General features: G+C 34.9%; 22 protein-coding genes and 2 tRNA genes. 15 read left to right on the top strand and 9 right to left on the bottom strand.

The window, feature by feature from the left end:
* Positions 1–202: 202 nt before the first annotated feature.
* Together BLW20_RS00240 and folK are read left to right on the top strand one after the other, a co-directional pair.
* Positions 203–2,029: a helix-turn-helix transcriptional regulator gene (locus BLW20_RS00240; protein WP_091095118.1), complete on the top strand. Its 1,827-nt coding sequence runs from the start codon at positions 203–205 to the stop codon at positions 2,027–2,029.
* 77 nt (positions 2,030–2,106) lie between these two features.
* The gene (folK, locus tag BLW20_RS00245) at positions 2,107–3,243 is read left to right on the top strand and encodes a 2-amino-4-hydroxy-6-hydroxymethyldihydropteridine diphosphokinase (protein ID WP_091095119.1); all 1,137 of its coding nucleotides are present in this window, start codon (positions 2,107–2,109) and stop codon (positions 3,241–3,243) included.
* 3 nt (positions 3,244–3,246) lie between these two features.
* Here folK and BLW20_RS00250 read toward each other — a convergent pair whose 3' ends face one another.
* On the bottom strand, positions 3,247–3,783 hold the full coding sequence (locus BLW20_RS00250) for an RNA methyltransferase (protein ID WP_091095122.1): 537 nt from the start codon (positions 3,781–3,783) through the stop codon (positions 3,247–3,249).
* Positions 3,784–3,872: 89 nt separating this feature from the next.
* Here BLW20_RS00250 and mutS point away from each other — a divergent pair, with 89 nt between their 5' ends.
* The 9 genes from mutS (at position 3,873) to BLW20_RS00295 (ending at position 15,184) form a co-directional block, all read left to right on the top strand.
* Positions 3,873–6,476: a DNA mismatch repair protein MutS gene (gene mutS, locus BLW20_RS00255; protein ID WP_091095124.1), complete on the top strand. Its 2,604-nt coding sequence runs from the start codon at positions 3,873–3,875 to the stop codon at positions 6,474–6,476.
* A 204-nt stretch (positions 6,477–6,680) separates the two neighbouring features.
* Positions 6,681–7,286 carry an HPP family protein gene (locus BLW20_RS00260; RefSeq protein WP_091095126.1) on the top strand — a complete coding sequence of 202 codons (606 nt, stop codon included), beginning with the start codon at positions 6,681–6,683 and terminating at the stop codon, positions 7,284–7,286.
* Between the two features lie 82 nt (positions 7,287–7,368).
* Positions 7,369–8,901, top strand: a complete 1,533-nt coding sequence (gene purH, locus BLW20_RS00265; RefSeq protein ID WP_091095128.1) for a bifunctional phosphoribosylaminoimidazolecarboxamide formyltransferase/IMP cyclohydrolase — start codon at positions 7,369–7,371, stop codon at positions 8,899–8,901.
* Positions 8,902–8,944: 43 nt separating this feature from the next.
* Positions 8,945–9,973 carry a rod shape-determining protein gene (locus tag BLW20_RS00270; RefSeq protein ID WP_091095130.1) on the top strand — a complete coding sequence of 343 codons (1,029 nt, stop codon included), beginning with the start codon at positions 8,945–8,947 and terminating at the stop codon, positions 9,971–9,973.
* Positions 9,974–9,987: 14 nt separating this feature from the next.
* Positions 9,988–10,818 carry a rod shape-determining protein MreC gene (mreC, locus tag BLW20_RS00275; RefSeq protein ID WP_091095132.1) on the top strand — a complete coding sequence of 277 codons (831 nt, stop codon included), beginning with the start codon at positions 9,988–9,990 and terminating at the stop codon, positions 10,816–10,818.
* A complete protein-coding gene (locus BLW20_RS00280) occupies positions 10,811–11,317 on the top strand; it encodes a rod shape-determining protein MreD (protein ID WP_091095134.1) in 507 nt (168 codons plus the stop codon). Before mreC ends, BLW20_RS00280 begins: the two co-directional genes overlap by 8 nt.
* Positions 11,314–13,233 (top strand): penicillin-binding protein 2, encoded by a 1,920-nt coding sequence (gene mrdA, locus BLW20_RS00285; RefSeq protein WP_091095136.1) that lies wholly within the window; start codon positions 11,314–11,316, stop codon positions 13,231–13,233. The genes BLW20_RS00280 and mrdA overlap by 4 nt, the downstream gene beginning before the upstream one ends.
* Complete coding sequence (rodA, locus tag BLW20_RS00290; protein WP_091095138.1) at positions 13,220–14,494, top strand: rod shape-determining protein RodA; 1,275 nt, start codon at positions 13,220–13,222, stop codon at positions 14,492–14,494. The genes mrdA and rodA overlap by 14 nt, the downstream gene beginning before the upstream one ends.
* A gap of 57 nt (positions 14,495–14,551) precedes the next feature.
* Complete coding sequence (locus BLW20_RS00295; RefSeq protein ID WP_091095140.1) at positions 14,552–15,184, top strand: hypothetical protein; 633 nt, start codon at positions 14,552–14,554, stop codon at positions 15,182–15,184.
* Between the two features lie 78 nt (positions 15,185–15,262).
* On the opposite strand, the gene typA is transcribed toward BLW20_RS00295, so the two are convergent.
* The 8 genes from typA to BLW20_RS00335 form a co-directional block, all read right to left on the bottom strand.
* Positions 15,263–17,062, bottom strand: a complete 1,800-nt coding sequence (gene typA, locus BLW20_RS00300) for a translational GTPase TypA (RefSeq protein WP_091095142.1) — start codon at positions 17,060–17,062, stop codon at positions 15,263–15,265.
* 99 nt (positions 17,063–17,161) lie between these two features.
* Positions 17,162–17,413, bottom strand: a complete 252-nt coding sequence (rpsT, locus tag BLW20_RS00305) for a 30S ribosomal protein S20 (protein ID WP_091095144.1) — start codon at positions 17,411–17,413, stop codon at positions 17,162–17,164.
* A gap of 156 nt (positions 17,414–17,569) precedes the next feature.
* Positions 17,570–17,641 (bottom strand) — tRNA-Glu (locus BLW20_RS00310).
* 28 nt (positions 17,642–17,669) lie between these two features.
* Positions 17,670–17,744, bottom strand: a tRNA-Glu gene (locus BLW20_RS00315).
* Between the two features lie 243 nt (positions 17,745–17,987).
* A complete protein-coding gene (locus tag BLW20_RS00320; RefSeq protein WP_091095146.1) occupies positions 17,988–18,503 on the bottom strand; it encodes a hypothetical protein in 516 nt (171 codons plus the stop codon).
* A gap of 126 nt (positions 18,504–18,629) precedes the next feature.
* Entirely contained in the window at positions 18,630–19,943 is a 1,314-nt protein-coding gene (gene murA, locus BLW20_RS00325; protein ID WP_091095148.1) for a UDP-N-acetylglucosamine 1-carboxyvinyltransferase, read from the bottom strand.
* Complete coding sequence (locus BLW20_RS00330; RefSeq protein ID WP_091095150.1) at positions 19,943–20,746, bottom strand: DUF4290 domain-containing protein; 804 nt, start codon at positions 20,744–20,746, stop codon at positions 19,943–19,945. Before BLW20_RS00330 ends, murA begins: the two co-directional genes overlap by 1 nt.
* Positions 20,747–20,751: 5 nt before the next feature.
* Positions 20,752–21,039 (bottom strand): DUF493 family protein, encoded by a 288-nt coding sequence (locus BLW20_RS00335; RefSeq protein WP_091095153.1) that lies wholly within the window; start codon positions 21,037–21,039, stop codon positions 20,752–20,754.
* Positions 21,040–21,152: 113 nt separating this feature from the next.
* On the opposite strand from BLW20_RS00335, the gene BLW20_RS00340 reads away from it, so the two are divergent.
* The 4 genes from BLW20_RS00340 to BLW20_RS00355 all read left to right on the top strand — a co-directional run bounded on the left by BLW20_RS00340 (position 21,153) and on the right by BLW20_RS00355 (position 24,980).
* On the top strand, positions 21,153–21,686 hold the full coding sequence (locus BLW20_RS00340) for an AAA family ATPase (RefSeq protein WP_091095155.1): 534 nt from the start codon (positions 21,153–21,155) through the stop codon (positions 21,684–21,686).
* Between the two features lie 34 nt (positions 21,687–21,720).
* Positions 21,721–23,613, top strand: a complete 1,893-nt coding sequence (locus tag BLW20_RS00345; protein WP_091095157.1) for a RecQ family ATP-dependent DNA helicase — start codon at positions 21,721–21,723, stop codon at positions 23,611–23,613.
* Complete coding sequence (gene fmt / locus BLW20_RS00350; RefSeq protein ID WP_091095159.1) at positions 23,613–24,557, top strand: methionyl-tRNA formyltransferase; 945 nt, start codon at positions 23,613–23,615, stop codon at positions 24,555–24,557. Before BLW20_RS00345 ends, fmt begins: the two co-directional genes overlap by 1 nt.
* 117 nt (positions 24,558–24,674) lie before the next feature.
* A complete protein-coding gene (locus BLW20_RS00355; protein WP_091095161.1) occupies positions 24,675–24,980 on the top strand; it encodes an HU family DNA-binding protein in 306 nt (101 codons plus the stop codon).
* The last annotated feature ends 31 nt before the right edge of the window (positions 24,981–25,011 follow it).

Raw genomic sequence — 25,011 nt, forward strand, 5'->3', positions numbered from 1 at the left:
GGTAATACTTTTTAAAATGGTTTATAAAAATTGTTTTGTAAGTATCTCAAAATTATCATTTAACCAAACTTTGTGCAAAAAGTTGTTATGCAGATTGATCAATTTGCAGTTAAAAACGACTTAAAACACTGATTATCAACAACACTTTTTTTTGGTAGTATCAGCATAAAATTGTACTTTGCAGAAAAATAAAAGCGTATATATGTTAAAATATTACTTTTTTTTAGTCCTTTTTTTGGTGTTTTTTTCTGTAAATGGTCAGTCTTTTTTAAAATATAACGAAGATTCTTTTACCTTTAAACAGCTAAATGACACCTTAAATGTAGCCAACAGAGAAGATGGTTCTTACCGATTTTTTTTGCAGTTGTATTTGAATAAAGCCAAAAAAGAACAACATACAGCACATTTGTTTGAGGCTTATTACAAGCTTTCAGGCTATGAACCTTCTGCTAAAATTGCCCATATTTATATAGACAGCTTATTTAATGTTGCTAAAAAACTACCCGAATTTTATTATATAAGAGCCTTACAAACCAAAGCCACCAATTATTATTATGAAAAAGACTACATTAATTCGCTGAAATACGAATTACTGGCATTAGACAAAATAGACAAAGAAAAAGAACCTTATGTTTATTATAAAAGCATCTACGGTATTGGGCTGGTGTATTTTCATATACAGGAATATGACAAAGCGTACCAATATTTTAACCAGGCACGAATGTACTATCAAAAAAGCACAGATTACAGCCATGTGCAAGGCTATTTTAATTCGTTATACCGCGAAGCGTTTGCTTTATATTATTTAAACAACTATGCCGAAAGCACAAATCTTATACAAACAGGTTTAAACAAGAAAAACTTGTTAAGAGCTGATGATGTTGCATATAAGCTTTCTTATTTTAACTATGTGCTGGCATTAAATATGTACCGCGAAAAACACTATACAGAAAGCGTTGCCCTGTTAAAGAATCAGATAGACGCCATTGGCTCAAAAAACGATTTTGCAAACCTGGCTACCCTTTATTATTATATGGGGTTAAATTACCAGCAATTAAACAATAAAGAAAATGCGGTGGTTTATTTTAAAAAGACCGATGCCATTTTTAAAGATCATAAGTATAGCAACCCGGAAATTAAAGAAGCTTACACGTACCTGATAAACCATTACCGGACACAAAACAACGTGAACGAGGAATTGTTTTACACCAACCGTATGATAGAGGTAATGCAGTATTTACAAAAAGAATATCAGTCGCTTTCCGGAACCTTGCATTACAAATTTGATATTCAGGAATTACTGGCTGATAAAGAACGTTTAGAGAAAGATTTAAACAAACAAGGAATTTTTACGCTTTACATTGCCCTTGCAGGCGGAGCTATTGTGTTGCTCCTGTTCACTATTGCAATACGCAACAGCCGTAAAAAACGTATGTACTTAAAAAATTACAACAATTTACTTAAAGAACGACGCGTGCAGCAAGAACCGGACACTGTTGAAAATGATGAACTGTATAATATAGTTACCATTAACCAGACAGAAGAGCTTGCCGGTTACCAATGGGCTCGGTATTCGGAAACGGTAGTAGAAACAGAGGAAACCAAAGAAAACAATCACTTCAGCAAAAAAATATGGGACGAGTTAACCCAACGCGTAACTACTTTTGAAGAAGAAAAGCAATTTCTGCGGTGTATTACCCTAAACGACCTGGCAACCGAATGGAATAGTAACCGCACGTATATCTCCAAATACATTAACCAGACAAAAGCAAAACAGTTTACAGATTATTTAAACGATTTACGGATTGATTATTTTTTGAAAGCATCGGTTACCGATAAAAAATGGTATAAACTAAAAATAGAGGCAATTGCCCGAGAGTTAGGGTTTACCAGTGCCCGAAGTTTCTCTTCGGCGTTTCTAAAAAAAACAAAAATAAGCCCTTCTTTCTATTTAAAAAAAGAGAAAGAAAAAGAAAACCTAAAAGAAAAACAACCGTTTATTGCTATAGAGGCTTCACAGGTATCCTGATGATAAAATGTCCTGTCCCCTACCTTATCACGATCTAAAAATATTCTTTTTTAAGCTTTTCTGACTATTTTTGTACCATGCATAGGTATAACAAAGTAGTTTTAGCTTTAGGAAGTAATTTAGGCGATAAGAAAAACCATCTTATAAACGCCGTTCATCTTATTCACAACGAAATAGGTTTTGTAACGCAGGCATCGGCTGTTTACGAAACGCCTTCGTGGGGTTTTGACAGTTTTCCGTTTTATAATATGTGTATTTTAATTCACACGCATTTGTTGCCGCAAGATCTTTTAATCCGTTTAAAAGAGGTCGAGAAGAAATTAGGCAGGGAGAAGAAAACAACCGATAGTTACCAGGCCAGAACCGTTGATATCGATATTGTTTATTTTAACGATTTGGTTTTGAATGCTCCCGATTTACAAATTCCCCACCCGCAAATGCAGCATCGAAAGTTTGTGTTGGAGCCTTTAAACGATCTTATTTTTGATTGGAAACATCCGCTTTTATTACAAACCACACGTGAACTATTGGCAAATTGCAATGACTCGTCAGAAATTAAAAAAGTATCAGACATTCATTTGCCTAAAGAGAATTATTGTTTCCAGCAGTTGAATTTCCTGGCTATCGAAGGAAATATCGGCGTGGGAAAAACCACTTTAGCACAAAAAATAGCACAGGATTTCAATGCCAAAACTATTCTGGAACGTTTTGCCGACAATCCGTTTTTACCCAGGTTTTATAAAGAGCCTGAACGATACGCTTTTCCATTAGAGATGTCTTTTCTTGCCGACAGATACACACAATTACACGCTGCCTTAGGTAAACACGATTTTTTCAATGATTTTGTAATTACCGATTACTATATTTACAAATCGTTAATCTTTGCCCAGGTTACTCTTGAGCCAGACGAAGCTTTATTGTACCGCACTGTTTTTGATGTGATGTATAAAGAAATTACCAAGCCCGATTTATACATTTACCTTTCTCAGAACACTGATAATTTATTAGCGAACATTAAAAAACGGAATCGCGGGTACGAAGAAAATATTCAGTCTGATTATTTAAACAACATTAACAAAAGTTACAACGAATATATCGGAACGCTTCCTAAAGAAAAACTACTGATTATAGATGTAACCAATATAGATTTTGTTGAAAACCACAAAGATTATTTAAAAGTACTGAATGTTATCAATCAAAAGATAAAGCAATAACCTTTATGGAAGAACCTGCATCTTCTGAAAAAAATCCCAGATCACAATACCGCCGCTTACCGAAACATTAAGCGAATGTTTTGTTCCTAATTGTGGTATTTCAATAACCACATCGCTGTTATCAACCACTTGCTGTTGAACCCCTTTGACTTCGTTGCCAAAAAACAAAGCGTATTTTTCACCGGGTTGCACGTTAAAATCATTCAGCATTACGGAACCTTCTACTTGTTCTATAGAAATCACTTGCACCTTATCTGTTTTTAGTTGCTGCACAACGTCCATTACCTCTTTTACATATTCCCATTCCACCGTATCGGTTGCACCTAAAGCTGTTTTGTGGATTTCTTTATTAGGCGGTGCTGCGGTAATTCCGCACAAATAGATTTTTTCAACCAAAAAAGCATCGCAGGTTCTAAAGAAAGAACCAATATTGTGCAAACTTCTGATATCATCAAGTACTACAATAATCGGTGTTTTCTCTGCTTGTTTAAATTCGTCGATATTCTTTCTATTGAGTTCTTCTAAAATTAGTTTTTTCATTTTGCTTAAAATATCCTACAAAGATATAATTTTCACACTTTTGTCTATTAGTAATAGTTATGATATATTTGTAGTTAAAATTTTCAACAATGGCAACAAAGGAAAAAGTAAAAAAAGAAACCCCGCTCATGCAGCAATACAATCAGATAAAAACGAAATATCCCGATGCGTGTTTGTTGTTTCGAGTGGGCGATTTTTACGAAACCTTTGGCGAAGATGCCGTGCGAACTGCAAAAGTTTTAGGAATCACCTTAACCAAACGCGGAGCGGGCTCCAGCAGCGAAACCGAGTTGGCAGGGTTCCCACATCATTCCTTAAATGTGTACTTACCCAAACTGGTAAAAGCAGGTTTACGCGTGGCTATTTGTGATCAGTTAGAAGATCCAAAAATGACTAAAACCATTGTAAAACGTGGTGTTACCGAATTGGTTACACCGGGTGTTGCCATTAACGATGAAGTGTTGCAATCTAAAAGCAACAACTTTTTGGCGGCATTACACTTTGGTAAAAAAAACATAGGAATTGCCTTTTTAGATGTTTCCACGGGCGAATTTTTAACGTCGCAAGGTAACGAAGAATACGTCGATAAATTACTTCAAAACTTTAAACCGAGCGAAGTTTTGGTTCAAAAAGGCAACAAAAATAATTTTCTGCATCATTTCGGCAGTGATTTCAATTTGTTCTATCTGGAAGACTGGATTTTTAAAGACGATTATGCCAACGAAAGTTTGACCAGTCATTTTAAAACCAACTCGTTAAAAGGTTTTGGAATTGATGAATTGCAGGAAGGCGTTATTTCGTGCGGAGCGATTTTATATTATTTATCTGAAACGCAGCACAATAAAATACAGCACATTACCAATATCCAACGCATAGCCGAAGATGCTTACGTGTGGATGGACCGGTTTACGATTCGCAATCTGGAACTATACGGTTCGGCAAACGAAAACGCTACCACGCTTTTGGATGTAATCGACAAAACACTGTCGCCCATGGGCGGACGTTTGTTAAAACGCTGGCTGGCATTGCCTTTAAAAGACATTGATGCTATTAACAAGCGGTTTGATGTGGTGGATTATTTCAAAGGAAATCCCGAAGTTTTACAGAGTTTTCAATATCAGATCAAACAGATTTCCGATTTGGAACGATTGATTTCCAAACTGGCAACCGGAAAAATTTCTCCTCGTGAATTTGTCATTTTAAAGGAAAGCCTGGATGCGATTATTCCTTTAAAAGAAACAGCTTTGCAATCTAAAAACGATGCGCTGAAAGTAATTGGCGACAACCTGCATGCTTGTGAATTGTTACGTGAAAAAATTTCAACCACTATTTCTGCCGATGCTCCGGTGGCACTGAACAAAGGAAATGCGATTGCCAATGGGGTAAACGAAGAACTGGACGAACTGCGGAATATCTCACAATCGGGCAAATCGTTTTTAGAAGCTATTGAACAGCGAGAAAGCGAAGCCACAGGAATTCCTTCGTTGAAAGTAGCCTTTAACAACGTTTTCGGTTATTATATCGAAGTTAGAAATACGCATAAAGATAAGGTTCCTGCAGATTGGATCCGCAAACAGACATTGGTTAGTGCAGAACGTTACATTACAGAAGAATTAAAAGAATATGAAGCCAAAATTTTAGGTGCCGAAGAACGTATTTCTAAGATTGAAGCAGAAATTTATGAGAAATTCATTATGTGGTGTTCGCAGTATATTCAACCGGTTCAGCTCAATGCACAATTAGTCGCTCAATTGGATTGTTTGCAATCATACACACAGTTGGCTACGGAAAATAATTACATTCGTCCTGTTTTAGAAGAAAACCATATTTTGGAAATCAAAAACGGCCGTCACCCAGTTATTGAAAAACAGTTGCCGATTGGTACACCTTACATCGCAAACGATGTGTATTTAGATACCGACACCCAACAAATCATTATGATTACCGGACCGAATATGTCGGGTAAATCAGCTATTTTGCGTCAAACGGCATTGATTGTCTTATTGGCACAAATGGGAAGTTTTGTACCGGCGAGTTTCGTGAGAATGGGAATTGTTGATAAAATTTTCACACGTGTAGGCGCATCGGACAATATTTCTATGGGCGAATCGACCTTTATGGTGGAAATGAACGAAACGGCTTCTATTCTGAATAATTTAACCAACCGAAGTTTGGTTTTATTAGATGAAATCGGTCGCGGAACATCCACTTATGATGGAATTTCTATTGCATGGGCAATTGCCGAATACATTCACGAACATCCGCAAAAAGCCAAAACGTTATTTGCCACACATTATCACGAACTCAACGATATGCACGAACAGTTTGAACGCATTAAAAACTACAACGTTTCGGTAAAAGAACTGAAAGATAATGTGTTGTTTTTAAGAAAATTAGTTCCAGGTGGAAGTGCACACAGTTTCGGAATCCACGTGGCAAAAATGGCAGGAATGCCGAATTTAGTCGTTCAAAAAGCACAGAAAATTTTAAAGAAGTTAGAGGCAAGCCATAAAACCGAAAGTACTCAAGATGCTCTGAAACAAGATGATTTACAATTATCCATTTTCAAATTAGACGATCCCATTTTAGAAGAAATCAGAGAGGAAATTGTAAATTTAGACATCAACACGCTAACCCCTGTTGAAGCCTTAATGAAGTTAAACGAAATCAAAAAGGTGGTTTTGAAGAAGTAAATTGTATAAAAACAGTTACTATTTTGTAAATAATGCTTTTTATTGTTGGCAAAAGATGTTCACTTAATTAGCAAAAAAATTCATAAATGCATTATTCACAACCCAACAGCTTTTTTTGATTGTTTTTTTATCAATAATCAGCTAAGAGATTGTTTTTATTGCTAATTTCGCAGGTTTAAAAACAAGCATAAATACGCCATAGAAATGCCAATAAAAAAAACGAAAACATACCGCCGCACACGGTATCTGTTGTATAAAGAAACACTGATTGATTTTGAAGAACATTTTTGGTCTTTTATAGGATCATTCGTAGGTCTTGGTTTGATTTGCTACTTGAACTACCATTACCTTTCTAAATACGACCTGACACTTTTAATCGGTTCATTTGGTGCAAGTTCTGTTTTAATTTACGGAAATATCGGCAGTCCTTTGGCACAACCCAGAAATTTATTTTTAGGTCACATTATTTCGGCAATTGTAGGTGTTAGTTCGTACAAATTGTTAGGCGATTATTTGTGGATTGCCGCACCGCTGGCTGTTTCTGTGTCAATTATCGGTATGCAAATGGCAAAAGCACTACACCCACCCGGTGGTGCCACCGCTTTAATTGCCGTTACAGGCGGTCCGGCAATTACCAATTTGGGGTATGAGTATGTTTTTTCTCCGGTAATTACCGGCATCTTTATTCTGTTTTTGGCAGCATTGATTTTCAATAACATCACACCAAAAAGACAATATCCCACAAAATCGTTTATCGTATTTAAACGCATCTTGTTTAACAAAAAAAATCAACCGTATTTTAAAAGATAAAATGTGGCAAAAATCAACACAAATAATTTTCATTAAATCAATTACATATACTATTTTTGCACCTTAACAACATAAACAATCAATGAATACAACTAAACAAATTCAATCGGCATTAATTTCGGTATTTGATAAAGACGGATTAGAGCCAATTGTAAGAGAATTGCATAAAAATAACGTTACAATTTATTCAACAGGCGGAACCGAAACATTTATTAAAGATTTAGGTATCCCGGTAGTTCCTGTAGAAGAGGTAACATCGTATCCTTCTATTTTAGGCGGTCGTGTAAAAACGTTACACCCTAAAGTTTTTGGAGGAATTTTGAACAGGCAAGACAACGAAACGGATGTTCAGCAAATGAAAGATTATGCTATTCCGCAAATTGATTTAGTTATTGTTGATTTATATCCTTTTGAAAAAACAGTCGCTTCGGGTGCTGATGAGGCAGCCATCATCGAGAAAATTGACATAGGCGGAATTTCATTAATTCGTGCCGGAGCTAAAAATTTCAAAGACACGGTAATTGTTGCTTCTGTTGAAGAATACGCTACGTTTTTAAACTTTTACACAGAAGGAAACGGTACCACCACCTTGGCTCAACGTAAATATTTAGCTACAAAAGCATTCCATACTTCATCTCATTACGACGGAGCTATTTTCAACTATTTTAACCAAGAGGCTCAAGAACCTATTTTAAAAATCAGTGAAAGTGAAGCACAAACATTACGTTATGGAGAAAATCCACATCAAAAAGGAACTTTTTTTGGAAATTTTGACGAAATGTTTGATAAATTACACGGAAAAGAATTATCTTACAACAATTTATTAGATGTTGATGCCGCTGTTAATTTAATGAATGAATTTAAAGCTGATGCACCTACGTTTGCTATATTGAAACACAATAACGCATGTGGTGTGGCTCAAAAACCAACGATGAAAGAAGCTTATTTAGCTGCGCTGGCTGGCGATTCAACTTCTGCTTTTGGCGGGGTATTGATTGCTAATGGAAACATTGACAAAGCAACAGCTGAAGAAGTTAATAAATTGTTCTGCGAAATTGTTATTGCACCATCGTATGACAATGATGCTGTGACCATTTTACAAGAAAAGAAAAACAGAATTATCTTGGTAATAAAAGATGTTGAACTGCCTAAAACACAAGTTCGTACATGTTTAAACGGTATTTTATTACAAGATAAAGATAACGTTACAGATACTAAAGAACACTTAACAAACGTTACCACTTTAGTACCTACGACTGAACAGATTGAAGATTTATTGTTTGCTTCAAAAATTTGTAAACACACCAAATCAAATACAATTGTATTGGCTAAAAACAAACAATTATGTGCCTCTGGTACAGGACAAACATCTCGTGTTGATGCCTTACGTCAGGCTATTGAAAAAGCAAATTCTTTTGCCTTTGATCTAAACGGCGCTGTTATGGCAAGTGATGCTTTTTTTCCTTTCCCTGATTGTGTGGAAATTGCAAAAAATGCCGGAATTACAGCAGTTATTCAACCAGGTGGTTCTATTAAAGACAATTTAAGTATTGATTATTGTAACGAAAACAAAATGGCAATGGTGACCACAGGTATTCGTCACTTTAAACATTAAAAATATAACGGAATAGTTTAACTTAACACCATTAAAAAAATATATGGGATTTTTTGATTTCATGACCGAGGAAATTGCTATGGACCTTGGTACTGCAAATACTTTAATTATACATAACGGAAAAGTTGTTGTTGACAGCCCTTCTATTGTTGCTCGTAACCGCGTATCAGGAAAAATAATTGCTGTGGGTAAAGAAGCCAGCTTAATGCAGGGAAAAACACATGACAACATCAAAACCATACGTCCGTTGAAAGATGGTGTTATTGCAGATTTCGATGCTTCTGAGAAAATGATCAATTTGTTCATTAAAAGTATCCCGGCATTAAAAAAGAAACTATTCACACCGGCATTGCGCATGGTGGTTTGTATTCCATCAGGTATTACCGAAGTTGAAATGCGTGCCGTTAAAGAATCGTGCGAACGCGTAAACGGTAAAGAAGTATATCTGATTCACGAACCAATGGCAGCAGCAATCGGTATCGGTGTGGACATTATGCAACCTAAAGGTAACATGATTGTTGATATAGGTGGTGGTACTACTGAAATTGCTGTTTTGGCTTTAGGCGGTATTGTTTGTGATAAATCGGTAAAAATCGCCGGCGATGTCTTTACGAACGATATTATTTACTATATGCGTACCCAACACAATTTATTTGTGGGTGAAGGTACTGCAGAGAAAATTAAAATTGAAATTGGTGCTGCCATTGAAGATTTAGAGCAGGGACCGGAAGATTTAATGGTACAAGGTCGTGACTTGTTAACGGGTAAACCAAAACAGGTGAATGTATCGTACCGTGAAATAGCGAAAGCATTAGACAAATCAATCCAGCGTATTGAAGATGCCGTTATGGAAACCTTGTCACAAACTCCTCCGGAATTAGCTGCCGACATTTACAACACGGGTATTTATTTAGCTGGTGGTGGATCTATGTTAAGAGGATTGGACAAACGCATCTCTCAAAAAACAGATTTACCAGTATATATTGCCGAAGACCCTTTACGTGCCGTGGTTCGCGGTACCGGAGTTGTGCTTAAAAACATTGAGAAATTTAAGAGCATTCTTATAAAATAAAACCGCCATAGAATATGCAGCAAATCATTTATTTTATATCTAAAAACAGTACCAGGCTACTGTTTTTGCTGCTTTTAGTAGTTTCATTGTATTTAACAACGCAGACACACTCCTATCATCAAAGCCAAATGTTTCACAGTGCCAACGTTGTTTCGGGTACGGTTTATGAAAAAACAAATAACATTACTGAATACCTTCATTTAAAAGATGAAAACAACCGTTTGGCAGAAGAGAATGCCCGCATGAAACAAATTTTATACAACAGTGCATTAATTGTTGACAGTACATTTGCTGTGAATCCTTCAATCCGTATTGCACAAGATTACAAATTGTTTCATGCAAAAATCATTAAAAATTCATTCTTTAAAAAAGACAATTATTTAACGATAAAAGGCGGAAAGCTAAATGGTGTTAAAAAAGATATGGGAGTAATCAATTCTAAAGGAGTCATAGGAATTGTTGAAAATGTATCTAATCATTATGCCACTATACAAAGTATTCTTAACACGCATACAAAAATTAGTGCGAAAATAAGCAACACCGATCATTTTGGTACCATTACCTGGGACGGTAAAAACACAGGTTATGTGCAGCTTGTTGATATACCCAAACTGGCAGCATTACACAAAGGCGATTCTATTGTAACCGGGGGAATTTCGACTATTTTTCCCGAAAACATACCTGTTGGGTTGGTTGATAAGGTTTACACATCAAAAAATTCCAATTTTTACACCATAAGCGTGCGCTTGTTTAATGACATGACCAACATTAGTTCGGTTTACTTAATTGAAAACGTACACATTAAAGAAATTTTAGAACTTGAAGAAGAAACAATAAATGAATAATACTACTGTTTTAAATACGTTGCGTTTTATTGTTCTTGTATTTTTTCAGGTAACAGTATTTAACAATATCCACTTTTTTGGATTCATAACGCCTTACCCGTACATTTTATTCATTTTGTTGTATCCGTTAAATGTCAACCGCCATTTGTTTTTGATTTTCAGCTTTTTGCTAGGTTTGGTTTTAGATATTTTCAACAACTCGGGCGGTGTTCACACCACAGCCTGTATCACTCTGGCATTTGTTAGGCAAAATCTGTTGAAAATGTCGTTTGGTTATAGTTACGAATTTCACATGATGCGCATTACCGATAAAATTTCGTCAGAACTGGTTACGTACGTGGTAACAAGCGTATTGATTCATCATACCGTATTAATCGTTCTCGAAATTTTTAACCTTCACTTTATATGGGAAATACTATTGCGTATTATTACTTCTTCCATTTTCAGTATTTTATTGATTTTCTTAATAATAGGATTAATTAAATCGCCACGAAGATGAGAAAACTTCTGTTTCCCATAATTGTACTGACAGCTGCAATAATCATTGTGGCAAGGCTTTTTTATTTACAGATTGTCGATGATTCTTTCTTAAAAAAAGCCGACATCAACGCCCTGAAAATTGTATATGAATATCCCGAACGCGGTTACATTTATGACCGGACCGGACAGCTTTTAGTAGCCAACCAGCCAAGTTATGATATTATGGTTATTCCGCGTGAAATGAAAAATACCGACACGCTGGAGCTATGCAATATTTTAGAAATCACCAAAGATGATTTTATAAAAAAAATAGAAAAAGCAAAGGTTTATTCTCCCCGGCTTCCATCTGTTTTTCTGGCACAATTAACCAAAACGGAATTTGCCGCCTTTCAGGAAAAAATCCGCCATTTTAAAGGATTTTACATTCAGAAAAGAAATCTGCGCGATTATCAGGTAGATTATGCAGCCAATGTTTTTGGATACATCCGTCAGATTAATGAAATGGAACTGGAAAGAAAGCCTTATTACAAATCTGGTGAATTAATCGGAATCAGAGGTGTGGAACAAGCTTACGAAGAAGATTTGCGGGGAATCCGTGGTGTGCATTACATTCAAAAAGATAAATTCAACAAAGAGATAGGTCCTTTTAAAGAAGGTATTTATGACACCATTGCCGTAAAAGGAAACGATTTAACCATAACCATTGACGGTGCTTTACAGAAATACGGAGAAGAATTAATGATTCGCAAACGTGGCGGTATTGTAGCTATAGAACCCAAAACAGGAGAAATTCTGGCATTAATAACTGCTCCTTCTTATGATCCAAAATTATTAGTTGGTCGTGATCGTTCAAAAAATTATGTAGCTATAGACAGCATTCCGGGTAAACCTTTTTTAGATAAAGTGTTACAGGGACAATTTGCACCCGGTTCCCCTTTTAAGATTTTAACCGGATTAATTGGTCTGCAGGAAGAAGTGATCGATACCGAAACCCGTTTTCCCTGTTCTCATGGTTTTCATTACGCCCGTGGAGCTTTTATGGCTTGTCACGACGCGGGTAGCTGGAATTTACACGCTGCCATTGCAAAATCATGTAACACCTATTTTGCTCAAACGTTTATGAGGATTATAAACAAATATCCAACACCGGCACAAGGTGTAGATGCCTGGTACAGTCACTTAAAAAGTTTTGGACTGGATGATTATATGGGTTACGATTTACCATCGGGACAAAAAGGAAACATTCCAAGTTCTGAATTTTACAAAAAATGGTATCCTAATGGCGGGTGGAAAAGTACTACCATTATATCAAATGCTATAGGTCAGGGAGAAATTGTTATGACTCCAATTCAATTAGCCAATGTAATGTGTGCGGTTGCCAACGAAGGACATTATTTTACTCCACATATCATCAAAAAAATCGAAAATAAGCAAATAGATAAATCTTTTGTTCAAAGAAAACAAACAACAATCGATAAACAATATTTTCGTCCGGTTATTGAAGGTTTAGCAGAAGTGTACAGAACAGGTACTGCAAGTCGTTTACAAATTCCTGATATTGCAATTTGCGGAAAAACCGGAACTGTTGAAAACTTCGCTATGGTTGATGGAGAGAAAACAAAATTACAAGACCACTCTGTTTTCTTAGCTTTTGCGCCTAAAGAAAATCCAAAAATTGTCGTTGCCGTGTTTATTGAAAATGGTAGTTGGGGTGCAAGTTGGGCAGGACCAATTGCATCGTTAATGATTGAAAAATACCTGAAAGGAGAAATCACCCGTACCGATTTAGAAAAAAGAATGTTAGAAGGTGATTTGTCTGCAAATTACGTTTTAAGAGATATCTCAGACAAACAAAAAGAAGAAAAGGACCGATTAAAACGTTTAGAAAAAGAACGTCAGTTACAACTAAAGGCGAAACAAAATGGTAAAAACTAAACATTTAGAAAACCAAAGTGTCATTGCAAACATAGACTGGTTAAGTATATTTTTATATACTGCACTGGTTTTTTTTGGTTGGATGAATATCTACTCTGCTTCGCTACCGCTTGAAGAAACTTCTATTTTTGATTTAAGTCAAATTTACGGAAAGCAAATTCTGTTTATTGGCATCACCCTTCCTGTAATTGTTATCATTCTTTCATTAGATGCTAAAACATACGAAAAGTACTCCTTAATTTTTTATATCATCGGCATTCTGTTATTAATGGGATTATTTATTTTTGGAAAAACCATTAAGGGACAAACAAACTGGTATCAATTTGGGGGGATCAGTATGCAGCCTTCAGAATTTGCAAAAATTGGTACCGCTTTATTTCTTTCTAAATACATTACCGAAAGTCAGACAACCTTTCAAACATTAAAAGAACAAGTAATTGCCATGGGCATTATTTTTCTTCCTGTTGCATTTATCATGTTACAACCCGATGCAGGCTCTGCGATGATTTTTATGGTATTTTTCCTTGTTTTGTACAGAGAAGGCTTCCCCGCCTGGTATCTTTGGACCGGATTTTTCGCCATTCTTTTATTTATTTTAGCATTGGTCATAAAACCGGTAATTTTACTGGTCTTAATTTTATTAGGATGCATTATACACTTTATATACAATAAAAGCATTCACAGAAATCCGTTTATATATGCAATTTTGGCAGTTGTGATGAGTGGTTTTGTGTTTTCAGTTGATTATGTTTTTGAAAATGTTCTGGAACCTCATCAAAAAGATCGTATCAATGTATTGATTGGTGAAGATGTTGATATGAAAAAAGAAGGATACAACCTTAATCAATCAATGATAGCCATTGGTTCAGGCGGATGGACAGGTAAAGGATATTTAGAAGGTACACAAACCAAAGGCGGCTTTGTACCCGAACAACACACCGATTATATTTTTACCACCGTTGGCGAAGAATGGGGTTTTGTAGGATCCCTTTCTGTAGTAGTTTGCTTTTTAAGTTTGATACTTAGAGTTACTTATTTAGCAGAAAAACAAAAAAACAACTTTAACCGGATTTACGGATACTGTGTAGCCGCCATTTTATTCATGCACTTTTTTGTTAACATTTCCATGTTAATCGGTATTTTTCCAACTATTGGCGTGCCGTTACCTTTCTTTTCATACGGTGGATCCAGTTTAATTGCCTTTACCTTATTGTTATTTATCTTTCTAAAATTAGATGCAAATAAAGTGAACGAATGGTAATTGGCACACATTTTGAGAAAACAACATTAAATTTAGAAATTAAATAAATAGAGAATTATGAAAAAAAGTATTTATCTACTAGCAATGGTTTTAGGGATCAGCATATCAGTATCGGCACAAGAAAGTTTAACTTCAGAAAAAACTACAATAGACACAGAACCTTTAGAAACTCTGAAAAATAATACTGATAAGGTCACAAATAATCAAGAACAGTACATAGAAACATCATCTTCTGTTACTACTAAATCGAACTACGAAGAAGATATTTTAAAAGCAGAAAAAGCCAAACAGAAGGCACAAGAAGAATTAGCAAAACAAGAAGCAAAAGCTGCAAAGGCTGCTAAGAAAAAAGCCGAAGCCGAGGCAAAAGCTGCTCAAAAAGCTCAGAAAAATTTTGAAAAAGAACAAAAAGCAAAGCTAAAAGCCGATAAAGTTGCCGCTAAAAAAATTCAGAATGTTACCAAAGCAAAAGACAAACTTAAAAAAGCTGAAAGTGATTTAAGCAAAGCCGAAATGAAGTTAGAGGAAGCAAAAAACAGTTTTGAACTAAAAAAATTGAAAAACAAATTAGATGCTCAAAAAGAAATCAAAGAAAAATCTAAACTGGTAAAATTAGAAACTAAAGTTTCAGAATTAAAATTAAAGGTAAGCCAACAAGAATTAGAATTAAAAAAAGCAGAGATTAAGTAATTTTTGTTTATGTTAGTCAAAAGCCGTCCCATTTATAAAAAATCAGGACGGCTTTCTTTTAGTAAAAATAGACAAAACTTAATCTATCTTATAGCGTTTTCGGTCGTTTTCATTTAAGTAGATTTTACGTAAACGCAACGATTTTGGAGTTACTTCAACGTATTCATCTTTTTGGATGTATTCCAATGCCTCTTCTAATGAAAACTTGATTGCCGGAACAATTCGTGCTTTATCATCAGCTCCGGACGAACGTACGTTGGTTAGTTTTTTCGTTTTGGTAACGTTTACCGTCATATCGTCAGAACGAGAATTTTCTCCAATTACCTGACCTTCGTAAATATCTTCATTTGGATCAACAAAGAATTTGCCGCGATCTTGTAATTTATCAATTGAATAAGGAATGGCCTTACCGTTTTCCATAGAAATTAACGAACCATTATTACGTCCGGAAATTTCACCTTTGTATGGCTGATATTCTAAGAAACGGTGCGACATAATTGCTTCACCCGCTGTTGCTGTTAACAATTGGTTACGCAATCCGATGATTCCGCGAGAAGGAATATTGAAAACAATAATCATACGTTCGCCACGTGGTTCCATTGAAAGCATTTCTCCTTTTCGCAATGTTACGAATTCAACCGCACGACCAGATAAGTTTTCAGGAATATCGATTGTTAATTCTTCTATCGGCTCACATTTTACGCCATCAATTTCTTTGATGATTACTTGTGGCTGACCAATTTGTAATTCGTATCCTTCGCGTCGCATTGTTTCAATTAAAACGGATAAATGCAATACTCCACGACCAAATACCATGAATTTATCAGCTGAATCGGTTTCGTTAACACGTAATGCTAAATTCTTCTCTAATTCTTTGTTTAAACGTTCTTTAATATGACGAGAAGTAACGTATTTTCCTTCTTTTCCAAAGAAAGGCGAATCGTTAATGGTAAATAACATACTCATTGTAGGCTCATCAATTTTAATGGTTTCTAATCCTTCAGGATTTTCGTAATCGGCAATACAGTCACCAATTTCAAAACCTTCAATTCCTACAACGGCACAAATATCCCCGGCTTTCACCTCGGTCACTTTCATACGGCCTAAACCTTCAAAAGTGTATAATTCTTTAATTTTTGATTTTACAACGCCTCCTTCACGTTTTATCAAAGATATGTTCATTCCTTCACGTAAAACGCCACGGTGTAAACGACCAATTGCGATACGGCCTGTGAACGATGAATAATCTAACGATGTAATCAACATTTGTGGAGTTCCTTCTTTTTCTTCAGCGGCCGGTACGTGGTCAATAACCATTTCCAATAACGGTTCCATTGAATCGGTTGGCTGTTTCCAGTCAGTACTCATCCAGTTGTTTTTTGCTGACCCATAAACCGAAGGGAAATCTAACTGCCATTCTTCCGCACCCAATTCAAACATCAAGTCAAATACTTTTTCGTGAACTTCGTCTGGTGTACAGTTTTCTTTATCCACTTTGTTGATTACCACGCATGGTTTTAAGCCTAATTCAATGGCTTTTTGCAAAACGAAACGGGTTTGGGGCATTGGTCCTTCAAAAGCATCAACAATCAAAAGCACACCATCTGCCATATTTAAAACACGTTCTACTTCGCCACCAAAATCCGCGTGCCCCGGGGTATCAATAATATTGATTTTTGTTCCTTTGTATTGAACCGATACGTTTTTAGAAACAATGGTGATTCCGCGTTCTCTTTCAATATCATTGTTATCAAGGATCAAATCACCAGTGTTTTCATTCTCTCTGAACAATTGACAGTGGTACATAATTTTGTCAACCATGGTCGTTTTTCCGTGGTCAACGTGTGCAATAATTGCGATGTTTCTAATCTGAGTCATAAAAATAGATTTCTTGTAATTTTGTGGTCAGTTGTTTAACCACAAAAAGCTCTCGGGTAGGAGAGCTTGGGTGTTATTATCTTTAATCTAAATACGTTATTATAATGCGTTAACGTGCTTAGTTAATTTAGATTTTAAGTTAGCTGCTTTGTTAGCATGAATGATATTCTTTTTCGCTAATTTATCAATCATAGAAGTAACAACAACTAATTTTTCAGTAGCTTCTGCTTTGTTTTCAACTAAACGTAAAGCTTTGATTGCGTTACGAGTTGTTTTGTGTTGATATCTGTTTAACACTCTTTTCTTTTCGTTGCTTCTGATTCTTTTTAAAGCTGACTTGTGATTTGCCATTTTTTAATCTTTTTTAATTGTAATAATTATTTTAAAAACTTTTAGTTAAAAAAGAAAAACCTCCCACAATTGAATTTCAATCACTTTGGTTTTAACTAATAAAATAATAATTGAGACACTAACTATTATTTTACAAAACTTATTTACAACTAACAGTAGCCCGTAAGGGAATCGAACCCTTCTTACCAGGATGAAAACCTGGCGTCCTAACCGATAGACGAACGGGCCATCAATTTTTAAGGATTGATAAAAACCTTGGTAGTCCGTAGGGGAATCGAACCCCTGTTACCAGGATGAAAACCTGGCGTCCTAACCCCTAGACGAACGGACCATTATTTGTATTTGCGGTTGCAAAATTAGTATTTATTTTAAAACCTACAAATTATTTTTGCTTTTTCTGTGTAAAAAAAAGAACGTTATTGCTTTTTCTTAGCGAGTGCAAATATCTGTATATTTTTTGAATTGGCAAATGAAAATTTCAAAACTAACAACATTTCTTCTTTCAATATTCTTTTTAGTATTTAAACTACGGGACTATTTCAATTTTTAAAAGCGGTATGGTGTTTATTTTGGTCTATTTACTTCTAATAATTAGTTCGTCAATCAATTCATTTTCAAATTCTAAAATGGCTTTTCTTCTATCATTTATAAAAGCGATGGATTGAATCTTTGGAAATCCTTTAAAATAATAGTCAAGATAATAAAAATACATTCCATCATTATATGGTTCTATTTCTTTAGTATTAAAAATCAAATTCATTCTTTCTATAAGGTTTTCCGATTCTGTTAACCGTTCAATTTCAGTTAAATATTTTTTAGATTCTTCAATGTATGTTTTTCCTTTTTTGGAATAATCATCGCCTTCAAAAAATATTTCGAAACCATTTATTTCAATTTCTTTTTCAACAGTTTGTAAATAATCAAAATATTCTTTCGATATACTGTCACACTTTTGTATTTTCTTACTATTCAGCAAATCAAATTGATTACTAATTTTATCATTTAGATTCTTTTGTAAACTATTGATTAACAGATTATTTTCTTTTAACTTCAATTGATAAGTTTCTTCATATTGTTCCTCAATATTCATTTTTGAAGTGCAGCACACCAATAAAAAAGGTAAAAGACAAAAAAAATATTTCATTGTTTTATTTAGGATTTATTTTTCAATAGTTAAAACAAAAGAGCCTTTAAAAAGGCTCTTTTGTTTAATATATTAATCTAAACGCTCAATTTTTGCTCCTAAAGCTCTTAAACGTTCATCGATGTTTTCGTATCCGCGGTCAATTTGATCAATGTTCTGAATGATACTTGTTCCTTTTGCAGATAGCGCCGCAATTAATAAGGAAATTCCGGCACGAATATCCGGAGATGACATTTTGGTCGCTTTTAGCTGCGATTTGAAATCGTGACCGATGATGATGGCTCTGTGTGGATCGCACAAAATAATCTTAGCACCCATATCAATGAGTTTATCCACGAAAAACAAGCGGGATTCAAACATTTTCTGATGAATCAATACTTCGCCTCTTGCCTGAGCAGCTACCACCAGAATCACACTCAGCAAATCGGGGGTTAATCCTGGCCAGGGAGCGTCGGAAATGGTTAAGATCGATCCGTCTATATCGCCTTTAATTTCGTATCCGTTGGTATGAGCCGGAATGTAAATATCGTCGTTAACCTTTTCTATGGTAATTCCCAATTTTCTAAAAGCTGAAGGAATAACGCCTAAATTTTCCCAACTAACATCTTTAATAGTTATTTCGCTACGGGTCATTGCTGCCAAACCAATCCACGAGCCAATTTCAATCATATCGGGTAAAATGCGGTGTTCGCATCCTGATAATTCATCGACACCTTCAATGGTTAATAAATTTGAACCAACACCTGTTATTTTTGCTCCCATATTGTTCAGCATTTTGCACAATTGCTGTAAATAAGGTTCACATGCCGCATTATAAATTGTTGTTACGCCTTTTGCCAAAACAGCTGCCATTACAATATTTGCCGTACCTGTTACCGACGCTTCGTCAAGCAGCATATAGGCTCCGGTTAGTCCGTCAGGTGCTTCTACGCCGTAAAAATACTCTTCGCGGTTGTATCTGAAAGTAGCCCCTAAGTTGATAAATCCTTCAAAATGGGTATCTAACCGGCGGCGTCCTATTTTATCGCCTCCGGGTTTAGGAATGTATCCTTTTCCAAAACGTGCCAAAAGCGGCCCCACAATCATAATAGATCCGCGCAACGCCTTACCTTCTTCTCTAAATTTATCTGATTCTAAATAGTCTAAATTAACATTATTTGCCTGAAAACTATAGCTGTTACGGTTTATTTTTTCAATAACAACACCTAAGTTTTTTAATAAATCAATTAATTTATTAACATCGATAATATCAGGAATGTTAGAGATGGTAATTTTTTCATCGGTTAGTAACACAGCACATAAGATCTGTAACGCTTCGTTCTTCGCTCCTTGTGGTTGTACAACCCCGTTTAGCGGGTGTCCGCCTTCAATTTTAAAAGTTCCCATTAATTTGTGTTTCTGTTCGTATTTTTAGATGAATTATTGTTTGGGGTTGATTTTTTTACAAATCGGTTTCCGTTGTTATTGTTTTGTTTGTTGTTCGGGTTGTTACGTTGCTGGTTGTTGCCGGAATTGTTTCGGTTTTGAAACTGGGTGTTATTGCGATTATTGGTTCCGGCCGAAGCATTCCGATTTTGAAACTGGGTGTTTCTGCTGTTTGGCTTCATTAAATTTACCGCATTATTGTTATCATCTAAACCGTTTGTTAAATCAATGACGCCTTTTGATAATTCTTTTAAATGCTGAAAAATCACTGCATCATTAACCGATTCATTGTTCCAGTTCACGTAACTTTTTTTCATGTGGTTGGCAATAACCATAATTAAAGCTTCTTTGCGTTCGCCATCTTCCCAGGTAATTGCCTCGTTAATCATATCAACAATGTTAGAACCATAATAACGGTATTTTTGATTATTTTTAGGATAATCTATCAAAATAGGCTCGTTAAAATTGGTTAAGGCTTTAGGTTTTTCATACGGAGAATCAACATCTAATTCAAAACGCGACATTTTAAACAATTGATCCCATAATTTATGTTGAAAATCTAAAACATCACGTAAATGCGGATTAATCGTTCCCATAATATCAATTACGGCACGGGCAGCTTTGTTACGCTCGTTACGGTCTTCAATTAAAATAACCTGATCGATTAATTTTTGCAAATGGCGACCATATTCAGGCAACACCAAATCTCTGCGATCGGTATTGTACTCTAAACTTTTTATTGCTTCTGTTGGATTAAATTTCATATAAATTACAGGGAAATGATTCCTTCGATAGTTGAAACTTCTTTGTATTTCTCAATGATGGCATCGGCATTAGGCATCACCACGTTTATTGATACACTTGAATAGTTTCCGTTTTTTGATTTATTTTTTGTTATAACAGCTCCCATATTGTTAAAAGCCTTTTCTATCCGGGCAATTTTAGCCTCATCGGCAGGTACAATAAACTTATATAAATATTCGGCTGGCCACTTTTCTGTTGTGTTTTCTAATTCGCTTTTAAGGCGTGTATAGAATTCTTCTGTATTCTCTTTCATAAAATAAAAATTAGTACAAATATACGTTACATTAAGATAAAAATACTAATTATGGTTGTTAAATGAAAGTAACTTAATTTTTATGTGTAATTTTGCATTTTGATTTTTTTAAGGTGAATAAAAAGATAATTTTACTTATTGGTGGACCGGGTTCAGGAAAAACTACAATCATAAATGAACTGATAACAAAAGGATATACGTGTTATCCCGAAATTTCGCGCCAGGTTACTTTAGAAGCACAAAAAACCGGAATTGATCAGTTGTTTTTAAAAGAACCTTTATTGTTTAGCGAATTACTTTTAAAAGGACGCATTCAGCAATTCAACAATGCACTAAAAGAACCAGCAGATTGTGTTTTTATAGACCGTGGTATTCCCGATGTTTTAGCTTATATGCACTATATAGGTGATGCTTACCCCGCTTTTTTTGATGAAGCCTGTAAAACAAACCGCTATTCTAAAATTTTTATTTTACCGCCCTGGGAAAAAATCTATGTAAGCGACAATGAACGTTACGAGAATTTTGAACAGGCAAAACTTATTCATAACCACTTAGTAGAAACATACGAAAAATATGGTTATGAACTAATTGAAGTCCCAAAATCGGATTTGGAAACAAGAGTAAATTTTATATTGAAAAATTTATAATTTTTCTTTATTTTTAAAGAAAAAACACATTGTTTTGTTTGAGGCATTACACATTTTAAAAAAATATTGGGGTTATGATGCTTTCAGAGCTCCACAGGAACAGATTATAGAATCGGTTGTTCAAAAAAACGACACCCTTGCATTACTGCCAACCGGCGGCGGAAAAAGCATTTGTTTTCAGGTACCCGCATTAATGACCAACGGAATTTGTTTGGTTATTTCTCCACTAATTGCATTGATAGAAGACCAGATCAACCGGTTAAAAGAACAAAACATCAAAGCTTTATCTATTTCCGGAAATTTATCAATAGAAGAAATTTCAACTTTGTTAGATAATTCAATGTACGGAAATTACAAGTTTTTATACATTGCTCCTGAACGACTAAAAAATGAATGGATTTTAAGCAGGATTATTCAACTACCCATAAATTTAGTAGCTATTGACGAAGCACATTGCATCTCGCAATGGGGACACGATTTTCGTCCGGCATATTTAGAGTTAGGAAAATTAAAAGAATGGCTGCCCACAATTCCCTTTATCGCCTTAACAGCATCTGCAAACAAAAGGGTTCAGCAGGACATTATCGATAGTTTGCTATTAAAAAATCCACAGGTTTTTCAAAAATCTTTTTTGCGAAACGAGATTTATTACGGTGTATATCAGCAAGAAAATACCGAAGAACTGATGCTTCAAATTTTAAAAAAGGCTTCATCGCCGGCAATCATCTATGTAAAAAGCCGAAAAGCAACTATTGAAGTAGCCGGGAATTTGAAATCTTACGGTATTTCTGCCGATTTTTTTCATGGCGGATTGGATTTTAAAACTAAAAAACAAAAACTGAACAACTGGATCGACGAAACCACTTTAGTAATGGTTGCTACCAATGCTTTTGGAATGGGAATAGACAAACCCAATGTTCGCAATGTGATTCATTTGCATATACCCGACAATTTAGAAAGTTATTATCAGGAAGCAGGGCGTGCGGGGCGCGATGGTGAAAAATCGTTTGCTACTTTGTTACTGAATTCATACAGCGTAAGCGAAGCTCAAAATTTTCACGAATTAAATCACTTAGAAACCGATTTTATAAAACTGGTTTACAAGCGTTTCGTAAATCATTTTCAAATTGCGTACGGCGAAGGTTTTAACGAAAGTATCCGATTTAATTTTAAAGATTTTTGTCAAAAATACAATCTGCCCGTAAGTAAAACATTTCATGCTTTTGAATTTTTAGGCCGGCAATCGGTACTTACCTTTGAACAAAATTTTAAATACAAAAGCTACATTCATTTTTTGATAAATTCTACCGATGCCATTCATTATTTCAGTAATCATTCGTTAGAAGAGGTTTTGTTTTTAAGTATTTTGCATCATTACCGGAGCATTCAGGAAGGAGAAACATCAATTGATATTGATCTTTTATCGAAACACACCAAAATGCCTTCAAATAAAATTGTTGAAACAATAGAATCATGGGTTTTAAAAGGATTTTGCACGTTTACCCAAGCTCCGAATGATACCAATATTATTTTAAACGAAATTAGAGAAGATGATATTACCATAAATCGTATTGCCAAGAATCTGGTACAGTTTAATTATATTAAAAACCAGCAGTTTCAGGCTATGTTGAATTATGTTACCAACACAACTGTTTGCAAAAACCGGATCCTTTTAAATTATTTTGATGAAGAATATAACGACGAATGCGGAAAGTGTTCGGTTTGTATTCAGAAGAAAAACCAGCAGAATAATTTATTAGAAACCATTAAAAAAGAATTAAAAACGTATCCCGAAGGACATGTTTTTGAATTATCTGATCTAAAAACGATCTACCTTAACAAAACCGAATATTTAGCACAGGCATTAAAAGAATTAATCGAAGAAAGTGAATACCTTTACAAAAATGCCACATATATAAGATTATAATGAAAAAATTACGAATTGTTTTTATGGGAACCCCCGATTTTGCGGTGGGAATTTTAGACACTATTTACAAAAACAACTATGAAATTGCGGCTGTTATTACGGCACCTGATAAACCGGCAGGCCGCGGACAAAAATTAAATCAATCAGCCGTAAAAATCTACGCACAGGAAAAAGGCTTGAACATTTTACAACCAACAAATTTAAAATCCGAAGATTTTTTGACCGAATTAAAAGCATTAAACGCCAATTTACAGATTGTTGTTGCTTTTAGAATGTTACCTAAAGCGGTTTGGAACATGCCAGAACTGGGAACTTTTAACTTACACGCCTCCTTATTACCCGATTATCGGGGTGCTGCACCAATTAACTGGGCAATTATTAATGGTGAAGAAAAAACAGGAGTTACCACCTTTTTTATTGATGAAAAAATTGATACCGGTGCCATTATATTAAAGAAAGAAACAGAAATAGCAGCTAACGAAACAGCCGGTGAATTACATGATAAATTAATGGTTTTAGGAGCAGAAACGGTTATTGATACTTTAAAATTAATTGAAAGCAATAAGGTAAAAACAATTCTGCAACCTGTAGAAGACAGAAAAACGGCCTATAAATTAAACCGCGAAAACTGTAGAATAGATTTTAGCAAACCAGGAAAAGACGTTTATAATTTGATTCGCGGATTAAATCCGTACCCATCTGCCTATACTATTTTAGTTGATGGGGAAAACGAATGGAACATTAAATTACACAACGTAACTTTTTTAGAAGAGAAACATGATTATACCTCAGGAAAATTCTTAACCACAAAAAAAACAATTCAAATAACTACACCTGATGGATTTATCGAAATTTTATCCATACAATTTCCCGGAAAAAAGAAAATGAAAACCGCAGAATTACTCAACGGAATGCAATTTTCAGACGATGCACACTGCATTTAGGCCTTTTTACCGCTTTTTTTTTGTGTTTTTTTATACTTTTTTACTAAAAAAAGTTGTATAAATGAATTTAACTTTTAAATTTGTATATGTTAAGATTAACTCAATAAAAAAATTATTATGAACAAAACACAATTAATCGACGCAATTGCAGGAGATGCAGGCATTAGTAAAGCTGCTGCTAAATCAGCTTTAGAATCATTTTTAAAAAATGTAGGTGAAACTTTAACTAAAGGAGATAAAATTTCATTAGTAGGTTTTGGCTCATGGTCAGTATCTGAAAGAGCTGAAAGAGAAGGTAGAAATCCACAAACCGGTAAAACAATCAAAATTGCTGCTAAAAAAGTAGTTAAATTTAAAGCTGGTGCTGATTTAGACGGTGCCGTTAACACTCCTGTTAAAGCTGGTGCTAAAAAGAAAAAATAATTTTTCTTTGCTGAAGAATGAAAAACCACCT

It is taken from the genome of Paenimyroides marinum, from assembly GCF_900108395.1.
Lineage (GTDB): Bacteria > Bacteroidota > Bacteroidia > Flavobacteriales > Flavobacteriaceae > Flavobacterium > Flavobacterium marinum.